Genomic DNA, 15,924 nt, shown 5'->3' on the forward strand with positions numbered 1-15,924 from the left:
TTTTTTGTATTGCGTAGTGAGTATTGCGTAGTGAGATTATGCAAACTTCGGACTCCAGACTCTCCGACTTTCGAACTCTCTACATTGCTGTTTCAATTTTAACTTTCTTGTTTTTTATGCGTTCGTTGGCTAATTTTCCAATTACGCTGTGAACCATTTTTCTCTTTATGGCCACATAAGATGCCTGGTCTTTTACTTCGATCAAACCTACATCTTCCTTTTGCAGGCCGCCCTTTTTTAGCAACAATCCTACAATATCTATTTTATTCACTTTATCTTTTTTACCTGCGCTAATATACAAGGTTTGCCAAACACTATCTTGTGGTAGTTTGTATGGCCCTTTTAATTTTTCAATTTCAATATCAGTTTTTAGAAACGGATATTTTTCATCGTCTGCCAAAATAAGATAGGCTGTACCTTTTGCATTCATCCGCGCGGTGCGTCCGTTGCGATGCAAGAACGCATCTTCGGTATAGGGCAATTGATAGTGAATGATGTACTCTACTTCTGGAATATCCAACCCTCTAGCGGCAAGGTCGGTTGTAATTAGGATCTTGATACTTCCATTTCTAAATTTTAGCAGTGCCCGCTCTCTTTCGTCTTGCTCCATTCCCCCATGAAAGATATCATGGGCTAAATCTTTATCAATCAACAGATCGCTGATCCGATCAACCGTTTCGCGATGGTTACAGAAGATCAATGTGGTTTTAGTTCCAATTTTACAGATCAGTTCAAATAAGGTATCTAATTTATCTTCGGCCGTAGTTTCAACCTTTTTGAGCTTAAGATCTGGCGCAATTTGTACATCTTTTAAAAAATCGATTTCAATCGGGTTTTTTAATCCAGCAAAGGCTGGGATTTCTTGCATGGCAGTAGCCGATGTTAAAATTCTTTGTTTTAATGACAATAATGCAGTAATAATGGTCGACATGTCTTCTTGGAAACCAAATTCCAAAGCCTTATCAAACTCATCCAATACCAACGTGGTAATAGTTGATTCGTCGAAATTTTGATGGCGCAAATGATAGGCAATTCTTCCCGGTGTGCCAATTAAAACTGCAGGTGGCTGCTCTAAGTTATTGCGTTCTGTTTTGATCGGGTGACCTCCATAACAACAATTTACTTTAAACCCGGTTCCCATTTGCTTAAAAACCTGTTCTATTTGAAGCGCCAATTCTCTGGAGGGGACTAAAATAAGGCACTGAACACCTTTTTTATCCTTAATGAGATTGTTTAAAACTGGGATTAAGAATGCTAGTGTCTTTCCTGAACCTGTTGGTGCCAATACGAGGATATCATTTCCCTTTTTTGTAGCAGAAATGGCCTGCGCCTGCATCTGGTTTAGCGCTGTAATTTTTAGGTTATCAAGTATAGGCTGTAGGATCATGGAGCAAAGGTAAGCATAAGTTGAGCGAATAGCGATAGGCGTTTGGCGTTTGGCGGCGACCTGCCACAAATACACCGAGTATAGCGTTGGCACATGGTGTTGGCGGTTGGCATCGCTTAGGGCTAATCGCGAAGCCCTATCCCCATAACCTGTTGACAACCAACAAAATGTTAACAAATAAACACCACAAACTTCATGCAGTATTCACATTTACCACTTATTTTTAGGAAACCTGATTACGGGTTGCTTATGGAAGTATAACCTTAACACCAGTTACGTATGATTTGGAAAAAATTTAGCGGTGAGATTATTCACGCTTCTATTATTGACGAGGTAGAACAAGCAATTATTAGGGAAACCGAAAATGGATTTAAACTGAAAGTCTGTATCGGTACAGATTCTCAAGTAAAAGGCCCATTTACAGATTTTGCGACGGTGATAGTTTTACTGCGTGAGCACCATGGTGGTTTTATGTATATCGCCCAAGACAAAACCACGCAGCAAATGGGAATTAAGGAACGTATGTTGGTGGAGGTACAAAAATCTATCGAAACAGCCTATTCAATTTGTGATCTGTTAGATCTTTATGATGTTGATCTCGAAGTTCATGCAGATATCAATACCAATCCTATGTTTAAATCAAACAAGGCATTAAATGAGGCCATGGGCTATATTCTAAGCATGGGCTTTATTTTTAAGGCAAAACCCGAAGCATTTGCAAGTTCTACCTGTGCGGATAAGATGGTGCACTGAGTTGGGTCCCGATAGCTCCAAAGGAGTCCCTGTGGGGCTATCGGGATGGGAGTTGGGAGTTGGGGTCTGAGTTTTAGGATCAAATTATTACGATAATCATCTCCTCCTTCAGTCCCACATCGATTCCTATGGAGGAAAGGCGGGGGTAATCGCCTCGAAGCTTTTTGGGAAGTTTACAAAAATCATGTATATTAGTTCGTAAATCTTTTTTATGAAAAAAATATTTCTATTTGTTTTTTTGTTAGCCTTTTCGGCCAATGTTTATGCGCAGGACGAAGATCCAAATGCCAAAACCAAAATTGGTGATTCTGCTCCTATTTTTACTTTCGAAATTGAGAAGGGAAAGAAAGTTAGTCTTGCCGATTATAAGGGAAAACTGATTTTGATCAATCTTTTTGCAACTTGGTGCCCTCCTTGCAATATGGAATTGCCAGAAGTCCAAAGTAAGATTTGGGATAAATATAAAGACAATAAAAATTTTGCGCTTTTTATTTTTGGCAGAGAGGAAGGATGGGAAAAGCTAACTCCCTATAAATCGCAAAAGGGGTTTACATTTCCTATCTTACCAGATTTGGATAGATCTATTTTTAATCTTTTTGCTAAACAATCTATTCCAAGAAATATATTGATCGATCAAGACGGGAAAATCATATATCAGTCAATGGGATATGAGGAAAATGAATTCAAAGCCCTCTTAAAGCTGCTTGATAAAAGACTAAGTTCAAAAACCACAAAATAATTGTATTAGCTAAGTTTGGAACTGATGTCGCGATTATTATCGGAATAAAAGATTACCAGTTCTTACTTACCACTTTCTTTTCTTGGATCGGAGCAACTATGGGTGCTTTACTTGCCATATAGGCTTTAAACTTGCTCGCAAAATCGTTGGCAAAGGATGCCACTTGGCTTTTATACTCTTTCCATTGGGCTGCATTTAATTTCTCTGATTCATTTTCTAATGGAATTCCTGTGGTAGTAGAGGGAACAAAGTTTCCGTATCGGTCTCTATGATAGGGAATAAAACTGAAATCAGTTAACCAAAATCTGTATTTACCTTCTTTGATCTCCACTTGGAAATTGTACATTATCTCTCCTGAAGGATGTGACATTACCAAAAGGGTTTTGTTGATGATCAATCTCCCGTTTGCTAAAAATGCAGTATCGCCATTTATTTTGTTAAACCTTAGCAGTGTGGGATTCTTCTTAGCGTAGGCGAGCATTTTTAGTCTAAGCGAGTCTTTGGATGCTTTTTTAAGATCAACCACTTCATAGTAAATCAATTTACCACGATCGTCAACCGGCAAACTGTTATCACTCTGTGCATTGGCATAACTAAAACAGAAAAGGAGAATAAAAAAGTTTAAGATTAACTTCATGGTATAACAATAAAAACGCCCCGAGATTGGGGCGCCTAACGAGATCAAAATTGCTTAAAAAGAATACACTGCCGCTAAAGAGAATTGAGAAGCGGATTTTGTAGGAGTAGTTAAGTTTGATTTCACAAATCCCTGTGAAGAATCTTTGTCGTTATCAAAACGTACCTCTGGGATAAATGTTAATCCACCAGATTTGATATTAGCAGATAAAGTAATGGAAGTAACTGCGGCATCAGCTGCCGTACCAACTCCTTTAAAGTTAAAATATTCGCCCCTTAAACCTAAGGATACCGCAGGAGAAAATGCATATTGAGGGTAAAGTGCAATGCCGCTATAACCACCATTATCGTTAGAAACGCTATAATCGGCAGCGTTTAAGCCCAATTTAAACCCTTCGGTAATCTGATAGGCAGTGGTAATGTCGAAAATTGTTCCTGTACCAGCGGCACCAGCTGAGCGACCAGAGAGCACATTTAAATAAGCCGTCCATCCTTTTACCGGACTAACGGTTAATTGTGCACCAACGTGTGATACGCCATTTAAGTCTTGATAAACATTCCAATCGTTAAACAATCCAGCCATTAAACTTACTTTATCAGAAAAAGTATAGCTTGCTTTGATACCGGCATTTTGAAATGGGCCTGAACCGAACAAATAAGAAGTAGAGTAATTGAAATTGGCGGCCGGAGAAATAACCTCATATCCGATAAATGTACCCATGTATCCTGCTGTCATATTAAACTTATCCGAAAATGCATAGCTCACGTACAAGTTTTGAATATGGAAACTATTCGTAGTTTCATCATAAGCTCCAGCGGCATTAGGGATCGACTGTGATTGTCCGCGTGGACCGAAAGACAATTCGCCAACAAATGAAGCTTTCCCGGTAGTTTTCTTTAAAGCAACATCTATCATTCCTAAAGAGATAGAATTTTGTTCGTTAGCAAAATAGGTATTGATATTTGCCGTTTTAGCAAAATCATACTTGTAATATGTATCAACAGAACCTGAGATTTGTAATGGGGCGCTTGCCGTTTCTTGGGCTGATACAGCTGAGCTGAAGCCTAAAGCAAGGATTGGGAGAGTAAATTTAATTTTCATGTTAAATAATTATAGCGTGAATCTAAAATCGATTGTTTTTTTGAAGGGATTTTAAAAAGCTGTTCAAGCCTAAAAGACAAGAACAGCTAAATTTTATATGTTTGGAACTTCTTGTCCGGCCACGATAAGTGTACCTTGAGAATATTTTTCGTCGTGTTGAGATGCGTCCAAACCTTCTTCTTCTTCTTCAGAGGTAACACGGATCGGTTGTACGAGGTTGATTACCTTGAAAATGATGAATGACATTACAAAACTGAATACGACAACAATGCCTGCACCAGCACATTGAACAAGGAAGAAATCTGTACCGCCATAAAGCAATCCCATCTTACCCGCACTATTAACAGTTGTGGTGGCAAAAACGCCAGTCAACAACATTCCTACAATACCACCAACCCCGTGGCATGGGAAAACGTCTAAAGTATCGTCAAGGCTAGTTTTTTGTTTCCAAGCAACCACAAGGTTAGAAATAACCGCAGCAATGGCGCCAATAAATATGCTCGAAGGAATACTCACGAAACCGGCACCAGGGGTGATGGCTACCAAACCAACTACAGCGCCGATACAGAAACCGAGCACAGATGGTTTTTTACCTCTAGCAACATCAAAGAACATCCACGATAAACCAGCGGCACCAGCGGCGGTGTTTGTGGTTAAGAATGCAGAAACTGCTAAGGTATTGGCTCCCAAGGATGATCCTGCGTTAAAGCCAAACCATCCGAACCATAACAAACCGGTGCCTATTAATACATAAGGGATATTGGCAGGTGGAACCTCTTTATGTTCTAAGTGAGATTTTCTGCGTTTCAAAACCAATGCACCTGCCAAAGCGGCCATACCAGCCGAAATGTGTACTACTGTACCTCCTGCAAAATCGAGTACACCTAACTGATATAGATATCCAAGAGGATGCCAGGTCATGTGCGCTAAAGGCGAATAAACAAATAGAGCAAACAATACGATAAACAAAATGTACGATGTAAATCGGATCCGCTCTGCTACCGCCCCCACTACTAAACCAGGGGTGATAATAGCAAACATCAACTGGAATACTGCAAATAATGATAGAGGGATAGTTAAGGCAGTACCGCCTTCTAGTTTTGGTAAACCTGAGTTTACACCTTTAAAGAACAAGAAAGTTGAAGGATTGCCGATAAAACCATGAACGGTATCGCCAAATGCAAGGCTGAAACCAACTACGGTCCACAGCACAGTAATAATACCCGCGGCAACCACACTTTTAATCATGGTTGATAATACATTTTTACGATGAACCATTCCACCATAAAAGAAAGCAAGGCCCGGTGTCATAATAAATACTAGGGCTGATGCAATTAAAACGAACGCAATATCCGGTCCGCTATACTTTCCCTCGTCAAAATTAGGAAGTAAAGGAATGAATAGCGCTAGAATTGCGACTGCCATTAGAATTAGAAATGGAGCGAACTGTTTAAAATAAACTTTTGCCATAAATTTTTGTGTTAAGCGTTTGATTTTTTAATTAATTAGTTAAAACTACCTATAAATTTTCAAATATTCACACTAATTGGGAGTAAAAAATGAACAATTTATCATTTTTAACAAAAAATAACTCAAAAAATGTAATTTGAAACACAAAATCATCTAAAAAACAGCGAAATGAAACATATTTTTACCTAAAAACAGCAATTTTTGTATATTTTTCACAAAAAATTACAAATTTTAATGAATTTTACAATTTTATATGGTAAATAAAGGTGGTTTTTATTAAATTATTAATAAAAAAGGAAATCGTACCTTTATTGGATGAAAGCATATCACTTAACTTTACAACAAAGGTTTCCATTATCCCTACCAGAAATCTGGAATTTCTTTTCATCGCCCTATAATTTGGAGGCAATTACCCCAACTGAAATGGCTTTCGATGTTACTTCTGAGCTTTCGAAAACACAAAAAATGTATCCCGGGATGATTATTACTTATGAAGTGAGTCCCTTTTTCGGAATAAAATTAAATTGGCTGACAGAAATCACCCAAATTGTGCACGAAACTTACTTTATTGACGAGCAGCGCTTTGGCCCTTTTAAGTTCTGGCATCACCAACATCATTTTAAGGAAATTGAAGGCGGAGTAGAGATGACAGATATTTTAACGTATGGTTTACCATTTGGCTTTATCGGCGATTTTGCACACGAAGTTTTTGTAGGAAAGAAATTAGAAGAGATTTTTGAGTTTCGAAGGGAAAAAACAATTGCCTTATTTGGAAAAATCTAGAGATTGTTGGATTGTTATATTGTTGGATTGTTATACTAGGATAAACTGAGGCTTAACGCCAACCGCTATCCACCATACGCCGATCCCTGCATCACTCCCCTTCTTTCGATCTCTTTATCTATATAGGTTTGGATTGCCGATTTATTTAATCCCCAGTTGGGGGCGATCAGTAAATCCCAATCTGAGATTCCAAATAAGCGTTGGATTACAATATCGGGCCTTAACAAAGGAATAAGCTCGCACAATAAATCTGTATATTCTTCGAGCGTAAATAGTTTAAATGGATTTTTCTTGTATTTAGCGCCCATTATAGATCCTTCCACAATGTGAAGGTGATGAAATTTTACAAATTTGATCTGCGGGAAACGGTTGATTTCGTGGATATAACCGTACATCATCTCTCTAGTTTCCCACGGAAAGCCAAAAATAGTATGCACGCATAGTTCTAATTTGGTGTTTTCCAATAACTTAACCGCCTCAATAAACTCGCCATGACTACATCCTCTATTAATCTGATTTAGGGTTTCATCATAGATTGATTCCATGCCCATTTCTAGATCAACATCAAATCGATCGGTATAGCTTTCTAATAGCGCTACTTTTTCTGCATCAATACAATCGGGCCTCGTGCCCACCGCGAAACCTACTACATCCTCAGTGTTTACAGCTAATGCCTCATCATACATCATCTTTAAATAATGTACCGGGGCGTAGGTATTGGTATTGGGTTGGAAATAAACGATAAACTTATCGGCCTTGTACGAATTCTTTGCCCGGGTCATCCCTTCAATAAGCTGATCCTTAATATTGGGGTTTTTGCGGGAAGGTTCTGGCGTAAAGGAATCTACGTTACAATAGGTACATCCACCGTATCCTTTGCTACCATCGCGATTAGGACAGGTGAAACCACCGTCCACAATTACTTTAAATACACGTTTACCATTGTATTTCTCACGCAAATGCACGCCGTAGCCATTATACCCTTTTATTCCTGAATCCAGTGCAGTTCCCATACTAAGACAAAAGTACTAAGATTTACAGGATTAAAAGATTGTAACTACGATTTATAGGATTAAAAGATTATAGGATTACAATTTAGTTACACCGGAATTGGTTTACATATGAAAAAAAGATCATTCTTTAAGCGATTTGTAATTAATATTTTCAATGTGTTTTGTATTGTAAATTCTTTTGAATGTGAGGCTTCTACTTCCAAAATAATAAGCAACTCTGTTGGAAGATTATACGCTTCCAAATAATTAATTGCCTGAGCTAGGTGGCGATCATCTAGTTGAACGACTGCCTTCAATTCAAGCATAATGTTATTCTCAACAAAAAAATCCACTCTTCTACTACCAATTTTAATACCATCATAAAAGATAGGCATATCCATTTCCTTTATAAAACCTATATTTTGCTTCCTAAATTCTATCGCTAAAGCCCGTTGATAAATCACCTCAGGAAATCCGGATCCAAGCACCGCGTGCACTTTCATGGCACAACCAATAATATTACCTGTTATAACATCATGCTCCATACTTGTAATGTAAACACAAATGATGGCTTCATAAAACTGTAGCCGTATATTAAACGATATATACGTTTATAAACGGCTACAGCAGATATTTGTAATCTTGTAATCCTAAAATCCTATAAATTCTAGTCTTCTTCCAGGACGGGTATAATCTTGTAATCCTAAAATCTTGTTAATCTTAGTCGTTTTTTGGTTTTGTAATATAGTAAACTGGTATTCCTATAAGCATAATCGCTACACCCCATCCACAGGTATCGGGTTTAGTGATCAGCAATCCTACAGAGATGGCCGAGGCTGCAATAATGTATAATGCTGGTAAAAAAGGATAACCGAATGCTTTGTAAGGACGCTCAGCGTTTGGCATTTTAGCTCTCAAGATAAAGATGCCCAATATCGTAAGAATATAGAAAATTAAAACAATGATGATTACGAAATCCAGCAAATCTCCGTATCTACCTGTGAGACACAATAAAGAGGCCCATATTCCTTGCGCCCATAATGCCCAGGCCGGTACATTAAACTTATTTAAATGACTTGCTTTTTTAAAGAACAATCCATCTTTTGCCATGGTATAATATACTCTTGCACCCGCCATGATCAATCCGTTGTTACATGCAAAAGTGGAGATCATGATCATAACTGCAATTATCCATGTACCCGTTTCGCCAAAGATATGCTGTGCTGCCACCACTGCAACCCGATCTTCGGGAGCGCTAGCAATTTCTGCCATTGGCATTGCAGCTACATACATCACATTGGCAAGTATATAAATTACGCTTACAATCAAAGTACCTAAAAACAAACTTAAACCAACGTTACGTTGTGGATTTTTAATTTCGCCGGCAATAAAAGTAACGCCATTCCAAGCATCGCTACTAAATAATGAACCAACCATCGAAGCAACAATACCCGACATTAATGCGGTTCCACTTATCCCGATCCATGAATTAGAACTGCTATCAAACATTTTCGAATCCCAGGCATTGGTCCAATTGGCATTCCAAATTTCAGCCTTTGCAGCCAATGTTAATCCAAAAATAATAAGGCCAAATAAAGAAAGGATTTTTATGATCGTTAAAAAGGTTTGGAGCATCTTACCATTTTTTACCCCTCTACTATTGATAAAGGTTAACAATACAATTGTAACGATGGATACTATTTGCGCCGCACTTAATTTAAAGGAACCGATTTCGTATAAAATATTTTTTTCACTAAGCGTAGGAACTAGATAAGCAGCAAACTTAGAAAATGCTACTCCAACAGCAGCAATGGTTCCCGTTTGGATAACTGCAAAAAAGCTCCATCCATATAAAAAGGCGATCAGTTTGTTGTACGATTCTTTTAGGTACACATATTGCCCGCCAGCTTTTGGGAACATTGCACTCAGTTCTCCATAGCTTACCGCAGCGATCATGGTAATAACTGCCGTTAATACCCAAATTAAAATCAGCCAGCCGGCAGAACCAACTTGTCTAGTCATATCGGCACTCACGATAAAAATACCCGATCCGATCATCGAGCCTACCACGAGCATTGTGCCATCAAATAAGCCTAGCTCTCTTTTAAAAGCACCTTCTTCTTTTAGGTTTTTCATGTTTTAGTTTGTTGGTTTGGTCCCATTAAAGCCAATGATAACGCTTTGGATCTATCGGGATGGTTTATATTGGCTAATATATATTTAAAAACGAGTTAAAACAAATAGCCCTCAACGCTGTTAGGGCAACAATATTACGCGAAGCAAAAAAATGTTAACAATCATTTGTATAAAAATTTGATTATTAGCGAAACACGCTTATTTTTGCAACCCCTGTATTAATTTTATTTTCATTAACTAAACAACTAAAATATAAATTTAAAGTATGGATTTTCTACAAAACAATTTAATCTATTCCATCCCTCTATTAGGTCTGATCGGTATTCTGGTTATGGCCGTGAAAAGTGCCTGGGTAAACAAACAAGATGCTGGTGATGCTAACATGCAAGAACTGGCAGGTTATATTGCCGATGGTGCAATGGCCTTTTTAAAGGCCGAATGGAGAGTTCTAAGTATTTTCGTTGTAATTACCGCAGCTATTTTAGCTTATTCTGGAACAATCCCCGAAATTAATGGCGTACAAATGCATTCTAGCTGGATTATTGCAGTTGCCTTTATCATCGGCGCCGTTTTTTCTGCATTTGCAGGATATATCGGAATGAGAGCTGCCACAAAAGCCAATGTTCGTACTACACAAGCAGCTAGAACAAGTTTAAAACAAGCCTTGAGAGTTAGTTTCACTGGTGGAACAGTTATGGGATTAGGTGTTGCAGGCTTAGCGGTGTTAGGTTTAGGTGGCTTATTTATCGTGTTTCTCCAAATATTCCATGTAATTGCTCCGAACAGTGTTGAAATGAGAACAGCTATCGAAGTACTTACCGGATTTTCATTGGGTGCAGAATCAATTGCTCTATTTGCCCGTGTTGGTGGAGGTATTTATACCAAAGCTGCCGACGTTGGTGCCGATTTAGTAGGTAAAGTTGAAGCCGGAATTCCTGAAGATGATGTACGTAACCCTGCTACCATCGCGGATAACGTTGGCGACAATGTGGGTGATGTGGCTGGTATGGGTGCCGATCTATTTGGATCTTACGTTGCAACTATCTTGGCAACCATGGTGTTGGGACAAGAAATTGTGGTTACACAACTTAATGGAATTTATACAGATGGTTTAGGTGGGTTTTCTCCAGTCTTATTACCAATGGTGATTTGTGGTTTAGGAATTATTTTCTCAATCGTTGGTACTTGGTTTGTACGCATCAAAGGCGAAGATTCGAATGTACAAAACGCATTGAACTTAGGTAACTGGAGCTCGATTGTATTAACGGCGGTTGCTTCTTACTTTATAGTTAAAGCAATGTTGCCCGCAACCTTGCATTTAAGAGGAGTTGATTTTAACAGCATGGATGTATTTTATGCCATTTTGGTTGGTTTAGTGGTAGGTACACTAATGAGTATTATTACCGAGTACTATACTGCAATGGGAAAAGGTCCTGTTAATTCGATCATACAACAATCAGGTACTGGCCATGCTACAAATATTATTGGTGGATTATCCGTAGGGATGAAATCTACAGTGGCTCCAATCTTAGTTTTAGCTGGGGGTATTATTTGTTCTTATTCATTTGCGGGCTTATATGGAGTTGCTATTGCTGCAGCGGGTATGATGGCTACAACAGCCATGCAACTTGCTATCGATGCTTTCGGTCCGATTGCAGATAACGCAGGTGGTATCGCAGAAATGAGCCAATTACCTCCAGAAGTACGTGAGCGTACAGATAATTTGGATGCCGTAGGTAACACTACAGCTGCAACGGGTAAAGGATTTGCAATTGCATCAGCTGCCTTAACTTCATTGGCTTTATTTGCAGCATTTGTTGGTGTTGCAGGTATTAGTGCAATTGATATTTACAAAGCACCAGTTTTAGCCGGCTTATTTGTTGGCGCAATGATCCCTTTCATATTCTCGGCATTATGTATTGCAGCAGTAGGTAAAGCAGCAATGGATATGGTACAAGAAGTGCGCCGTCAGTTCCGGGAAATTCCTGGAATTATGGAATATAAAGCAAAGCCAGAATACGAGAAGTGCGTTGCGATCTCAACCAAAGCCTCGATCCGTGAAATGATGTTGCCAGGGGCGATTGCCTTGTTGGTTCCAATTATTGTAGGGTTTGGATTTAAAGGTGTTTTTCCAACGGTTAGCTCTGCCGAAATATTGGGTGGTTTATTAGCAGGTGTTACCGTTTCTGGGGTATTGATGGGTATTTTCCAATCAAACGCTGGTGGAGCCTGGGATAATGCAAAAAAATCATTCGAAAAAGGAGTAAAAATCAATGGTGAAATGTTCTATAAAAAATCAGAACCACATAAGGCTTCGGTAACTGGTGATACTGTGGGAGATCCATTTAAAGATACTTCTGGCCCATCCATGAATATTTTGATTAAGTTGATGTCTATCGTTTCTCTAGTAATTGCTCCATATATTGCGATTAGTGCAGGTGATATGTCAACTATTAAAGAGGTAAGAAAAGAGATAGAAGTTAGAAAAACTGTTGATTCTTTGGGGAATGTACAAATAGATACCGTTAAAAACGTTGTAGACACATTAACACATCGTTAGTTAAATCATAAATGTTACTAACTAAAGGGGATTTTGAATAAAAATCCCCTTTTATTTTACATAATTTTAATTATGTTTGGGATTATATTAATAAACTGAAAACTTATTGAAACACTTTAACTAAACCTTAAACTATGAATTTTAGAAAGTCGATTGACTTACTTACAAAAGAAGCAATGGCAAGTGGAGAAGGGACACTAAAAAGGACTCTCGGCCCTGTGAATCTCGTTGCTTTGGGAATTGGTGCTATTATTGGTGCCGGTTTATTCTCTATAACAGGTTCAGCAGCGGCAAATAATGCTGGTCCTGCTATTACTATTTCATTTATTATTGCCGCTGTAGGTTGTGCCTTTGCAGGATTATGTTATGCAGAATTTGCATCAATGATCCCTGTTGCCGGTAGTGCCTATACTTATTCTTATGCCACCATGGGCGAATTTGTAGCATGGATTATTGGCTGGGATCTAGTTTTAGAATACGCTGTAGGTGCTGCTACGGTTTCTATTAGTTGGAGCAGGTATCTGGTCAAGTTTCTGGGATATTTTGATATACACTTACCCGCACAGGTAGTGATGTCGCCGTTTGACACTGCAGTTTTGGCCGACGGCACTACGGTTTCGGGGATGTTTAATCTACCAGCAGTTTTCATCGTAGTGATCATGTCTTTAATCCTAATTAAAGGAACAAAAGAATCCGCTATGATTAACGGAGTTATTGTTGCCGTTAAAGTGGTGATTGTATTAATCTTCATCTTCTTGGGCTGGAAATACATCAATGCCGATAACTATTCTCCATATTTTATTCCTGCAGATAAAGCAGGCCATGAAAGTTTCTTCACAAATGGATGGGGTGGTGTAATTAGGGCGGCTGCTATTGTATTCTTCGCCTATATTGGTTTCGATGCAGTTTCTACAGCGGCGCAAGAGGCAAAAAATCCTAAGAAAGATATGCCTATTGGTATTTTAGTTTCTTTATTGATTTGTACAGTATTATATATTTTGTTTGCACACGTAATGACGGGTGTTGCAAATTATGATTTGTTTAAAGGTCAAGATGGTATTGCTCCTGTTGCAGTTGCCATTGATAATATGGGTGCTAAAAATGCCGCTGGCGTTGTTACTCCTGCGTATCCTTGGTTAAATAAAGCTATTATCCTTGCAATTTTAGGAGGTTATGCTTCTGTAATCATGGTAATGTTAATGGGTCAATCAAGAGTGTTCTTCTCTATGAGTAAGGACGGATTAATTCCGAAAATATTCTCAAATGTGCATTCAAAATTTGGCACTCCTTCTAAAAGCAATTTATTATTCATGGTATTTGTGAGTTTGTTTGCAGCATTTGTTCCGGCACGTGTAGTAGGCGAAATGACCAGCATAGGAACGTTATTTGCATTTATCTTGGTATGTATCGGTATTATCATTTTAAGAAAACGTATGCCAGATTTGCCTAGAGCATTTAAAGTGCCATTGGTTCCACTTATTCCAATCTTAGGGGTAGCCGTATGTTTAGGAATGATGGTATTCTTGCCACTTGATACCTGGGTTCGTTTATTGGTATGGATGATTATTGGTATCAATGTATATCTATTCTATGGTATTAAAAATAGTGCGCTATCAGACAATAAAGTTGTAACCTTAATCAAAAGCAACAAAACTGTTTCTTATGTAGGACTGGTTTTGGCAGCTCTATTGGTAGTTGTAGCCATGTTACATCATCATCTTTCAATGCAGGATATGGCAACAGATGCAACCTTAACCGCAGATTCAGGTTTATATTATTTCTCTTTAATATTCGCAGTATTCCACCTCATACTTTATGGGTATCGAATCGCTACCGCTAATAAGGTACAACCTAAATAATTTTTTTAACTGACACCAAAAAGCTCCCGATTTAACTATCGGGAGCTTTTTTTTATGTGGTATATCGCATATGCTTACGTTGTCTTTAACCTCGAGTAAGTCTGATGCTTTATACTAAAACACAATTCTAATCGTTTAATAACTAAGAATTTGTAACAAATTTTGTGTAACTTAGTCATAGTAAAGAGCCACAGTTATGAACAGTTTTGAGCAGTTTACGGTAATTATCGGCGTTCTAGCCGTTCTTTTTGAAGCTTTAAAGCATATCAAAGAGAAAATTAGGACTTGGCAGAGCCATCATTAAAGGCTTAGGTGTCTTAATCTGTAAGACTTGTGACGGTCTTTAAGACTTTGTAAGTCGGGCCACAAACATACTATCCGCTTTGCGTTCATAGCCTTTAATCAGCTCCATCTTTTCTACTTTCAGATCGAAATTTTCCGTTAAGTATTTTACTACATCTTCATTTTCAGCTTTAAACACAGAGCAGGTCATGTAGATTAGTGGCTTGCCAGTCTTTAGATACTTAACTACCTGTGCACCTATTGCTTTTTGCAACTTTACATAGTTCTCTATCTTATACTTCTCGAAATGATACAGCATTTCTGGTGTTCGGCCCCAAGTTCCGGAACCAGAACAAGGTGCATCCAACAAAATCCCGTCAAATTGGTAATGATGTAAGATCTGATCGTTATTCTGCAAAAGATCCATAACCTTTAACTGGAACTTTTTAATGCCGGCCAATTGAAACCGCTCTTGTAGATTGTTTAAGCTATTTTCTCTAACATCACTTACCAAGAGTTCAATGTGAGGTTCTATATCATGCAATAAAAGCGATTTTCCGCCTGATGCGGCACAGCAGTCCCACCAATAATCGTATTTGCTTGGGTTAAAATAATCACCTGTTTGTTGAGAAGAAAGGTCTTGGATCTGATAAAGCCTAGGATCGCTCAATACCTGCTCTAACTTTGTGCCGTTTGGCAGGGCTAAAGTAGTATCTGAAATTTCTTCGGCCAACACATTATTTGCTTTAAGTTGGTTTATAATGGCCTGAATATGCGTAGACTTTACCCTGATAAACAAATCTGGCTGCGTAAAAAAAGAAGTCAAGAATTTTGCTTTATCTATTCCTCCAGAAAGAGGCACCTCAAAAGGGAAAATCTGGTCGATTTTAAAATTGGCGTATCGTTTTTTTACTAGAGCTATTTTTTTGTCGATCGAAAGCGTAACTGATTCTTCCCAACCGTTTAGGTAATGGCTAGTAATGAGGCTCACGCTATCGTTGCATAAAAAATCAGCAACCGCTAATCTTTCTAATAAATCTAAATCTGGCAGTGCTTTGCCTAGCCTAAAAAAGCTATAAATATACCTGGTTACCCACCTTCTATCTGATGAACCCATTTGTTTGTTCTGCTTAAAATAAGCAAACAAATAACGATGCAACGGTAACACTCCATCGTAACTCTTAAAAAGCTGCTCAAATGCCCTAACCTGATGTTCTACCTTCAT

At 38.3% G+C, this 15,924-nt stretch carries 13 protein-coding genes; 5 read left to right on the forward strand and 8 right to left on the reverse strand.

Annotation, left to right across the window (positions count from 1 at the left end; all coding sequences use genetic code 11):
* Nucleotides 1-79: 79 nt before the first annotated feature.
* Nucleotides 80-1,387, reverse strand: a complete 1,308-nt coding sequence (locus tag AC6H0V_RS09820) for a DEAD/DEAH box helicase (protein WP_497560012.1) — start codon at nucleotides 1,385-1,387, stop codon at nucleotides 80-82.
* 279 nt (nucleotides 1,388-1,666) lie between these two features.
* On the opposite strand from AC6H0V_RS09820, the gene AC6H0V_RS09825 reads away from it, so the two are divergent.
* Together AC6H0V_RS09825 and AC6H0V_RS09830 are read left to right on the forward strand one after the other, a co-directional pair.
* Entirely contained in the window at nucleotides 1,667-2,140 is a 474-nt protein-coding gene (locus tag AC6H0V_RS09825; protein ID WP_497560013.1) for a ribonuclease H-like YkuK family protein, read from the forward strand.
* A gap of 211 nt (nucleotides 2,141-2,351) precedes the next feature.
* Nucleotides 2,352-2,879 carry a TlpA family protein disulfide reductase gene (locus tag AC6H0V_RS09830; RefSeq protein ID WP_497560014.1) on the forward strand — a complete coding sequence of 176 codons (528 nt, stop codon included), beginning with the start codon at nucleotides 2,352-2,354 and terminating at the stop codon, nucleotides 2,877-2,879.
* A gap of 52 nt (nucleotides 2,880-2,931) precedes the next feature.
* Here AC6H0V_RS09830 and AC6H0V_RS09835 read toward each other — a convergent pair whose 3' ends face one another.
* The 3 genes from AC6H0V_RS09835 to AC6H0V_RS09845 form a co-directional block, all read right to left on the reverse strand.
* Entirely contained in the window at nucleotides 2,932-3,516 is a 585-nt protein-coding gene (locus tag AC6H0V_RS09835) for a DUF4468 domain-containing protein (protein WP_497560015.1), read from the reverse strand.
* Nucleotides 3,517-3,570: 54 nt separating this feature from the next.
* Nucleotides 3,571-4,617 carry a porin gene (locus AC6H0V_RS09840; RefSeq protein ID WP_497560016.1) on the reverse strand — a complete coding sequence of 349 codons (1,047 nt, stop codon included), beginning with the start codon at nucleotides 4,615-4,617 and terminating at the stop codon, nucleotides 3,571-3,573.
* 93 nt (nucleotides 4,618-4,710) lie between these two features.
* A complete protein-coding gene (locus tag AC6H0V_RS09845; protein WP_497560017.1) occupies nucleotides 4,711-6,087 on the reverse strand; it encodes an ammonium transporter in 1,377 nt (458 codons plus the stop codon).
* A 315-nt stretch (nucleotides 6,088-6,402) separates the two neighbouring features.
* On the opposite strand from AC6H0V_RS09845, the gene AC6H0V_RS09850 reads away from it, so the two are divergent.
* Nucleotides 6,403-6,870 carry an SRPBCC family protein gene (locus AC6H0V_RS09850; protein WP_497560018.1) on the forward strand — a complete coding sequence of 156 codons (468 nt, stop codon included), beginning with the start codon at nucleotides 6,403-6,405 and terminating at the stop codon, nucleotides 6,868-6,870.
* Between the two features lie 65 nt (nucleotides 6,871-6,935).
* Here AC6H0V_RS09850 and mnmL read toward each other — a convergent pair whose 3' ends face one another.
* The 3 genes from mnmL to AC6H0V_RS09865 form a co-directional block, all read right to left on the reverse strand.
* Nucleotides 6,936-7,883, reverse strand: coding sequence for a tRNA modification radical SAM protein MnmL/YtqA (mnmL, locus tag AC6H0V_RS09855; protein ID WP_497560019.1), 948 nt, complete (start codon nucleotides 7,881-7,883; stop codon nucleotides 6,936-6,938).
* 86 nt (nucleotides 7,884-7,969) lie between these two features.
* Entirely contained in the window at nucleotides 7,970-8,407 is a 438-nt protein-coding gene (locus AC6H0V_RS09860) for a GxxExxY protein (protein ID WP_497560020.1), read from the reverse strand.
* Nucleotides 8,408-8,582: 175 nt separating this feature from the next.
* Complete coding sequence (locus tag AC6H0V_RS09865; protein ID WP_497560021.1) at nucleotides 8,583-9,998, reverse strand: APC family permease; 1,416 nt, start codon at nucleotides 9,996-9,998, stop codon at nucleotides 8,583-8,585.
* Between the two features lie 265 nt (nucleotides 9,999-10,263).
* Here AC6H0V_RS09865 and AC6H0V_RS09870 point away from each other — a divergent pair, with 265 nt between their 5' ends.
* Nucleotides 10,264-12,558, forward strand: a complete 2,295-nt coding sequence (locus AC6H0V_RS09870; RefSeq protein ID WP_497560022.1) for a sodium-translocating pyrophosphatase — start codon at nucleotides 10,264-10,266, stop codon at nucleotides 12,556-12,558.
* Between the two features lie 134 nt (nucleotides 12,559-12,692).
* Nucleotides 12,693-14,417, forward strand: coding sequence for an amino acid permease (locus AC6H0V_RS09875; RefSeq protein WP_497560023.1), 1,725 nt, complete (start codon nucleotides 12,693-12,695; stop codon nucleotides 14,415-14,417).
* 343 nt (nucleotides 14,418-14,760) lie between these two features.
* Here AC6H0V_RS09875 and AC6H0V_RS09880 read toward each other — a convergent pair whose 3' ends face one another.
* Entirely contained in the window at nucleotides 14,761-15,924 is a 1,164-nt protein-coding gene (locus tag AC6H0V_RS09880) for an RsmB/NOP family class I SAM-dependent RNA methyltransferase (RefSeq protein ID WP_497560024.1), read from the reverse strand.

This window comes from Pedobacter sp. NO84, from assembly GCF_059703915.1.

Bases quoted from the DNA above. Each gene is read 5' to 3' on its own strand.
- AC6H0V_RS09875 (WP_497560023.1), top strand. From the start codon at position 12,693: ATGAATTTTAGAAAGTCGATTGACTTACTTACAAAAGAAGCAATGGCA.
- mnmL (WP_497560019.1), bottom strand. From the start codon at position 7,883: ATGGGAACTGCACTGGATTCAGGAATAAAAGGGTATAATGGCTACGGC.
- AC6H0V_RS09820 (WP_497560012.1), bottom strand. From the start codon at position 1,387: ATGATCCTACAGCCTATACTTGATAACCTAAAAATTACAGCGCTAAAC.
- AC6H0V_RS09845 (WP_497560017.1), bottom strand. From the start codon at position 6,087: ATGGCAAAAGTTTATTTTAAACAGTTCGCTCCATTTCTAATTCTAATG.
- AC6H0V_RS09865 (WP_497560021.1), bottom strand. From the start codon at position 9,998: ATGAAAAACCTAAAAGAAGAAGGTGCTTTTAAAAGAGAGCTAGGCTTA.
- AC6H0V_RS09850 (WP_497560018.1), top strand. From the start codon at position 6,403: ATGAAAGCATATCACTTAACTTTACAACAAAGGTTTCCATTATCCCTA.
- AC6H0V_RS09870 (WP_497560022.1), top strand. From the start codon at position 10,264: ATGGATTTTCTACAAAACAATTTAATCTATTCCATCCCTCTATTAGGT.
- AC6H0V_RS09860 (WP_497560020.1), bottom strand. From the start codon at position 8,407: ATGGAGCATGATGTTATAACAGGTAATATTATTGGTTGTGCCATGAAA.
- AC6H0V_RS09835 (WP_497560015.1), bottom strand. From the start codon at position 3,516: ATGAAGTTAATCTTAAACTTTTTTATTCTCCTTTTCTGTTTTAGTTAT.
- AC6H0V_RS09880 (WP_497560024.1), bottom strand. From the start codon at position 15,924: ATGAAGGTAGAACATCAGGTTAGGGCATTTGAGCAGCTTTTTAAGAGT.
- AC6H0V_RS09825 (WP_497560013.1), top strand. From the start codon at position 1,667: ATGATTTGGAAAAAATTTAGCGGTGAGATTATTCACGCTTCTATTATT.
- AC6H0V_RS09840 (WP_497560016.1), bottom strand. From the start codon at position 4,617: ATGAAAATTAAATTTACTCTCCCAATCCTTGCTTTAGGCTTCAGCTCA.
- AC6H0V_RS09830 (WP_497560014.1), top strand. From the start codon at position 2,352: ATGAAAAAAATATTTCTATTTGTTTTTTTGTTAGCCTTTTCGGCCAAT.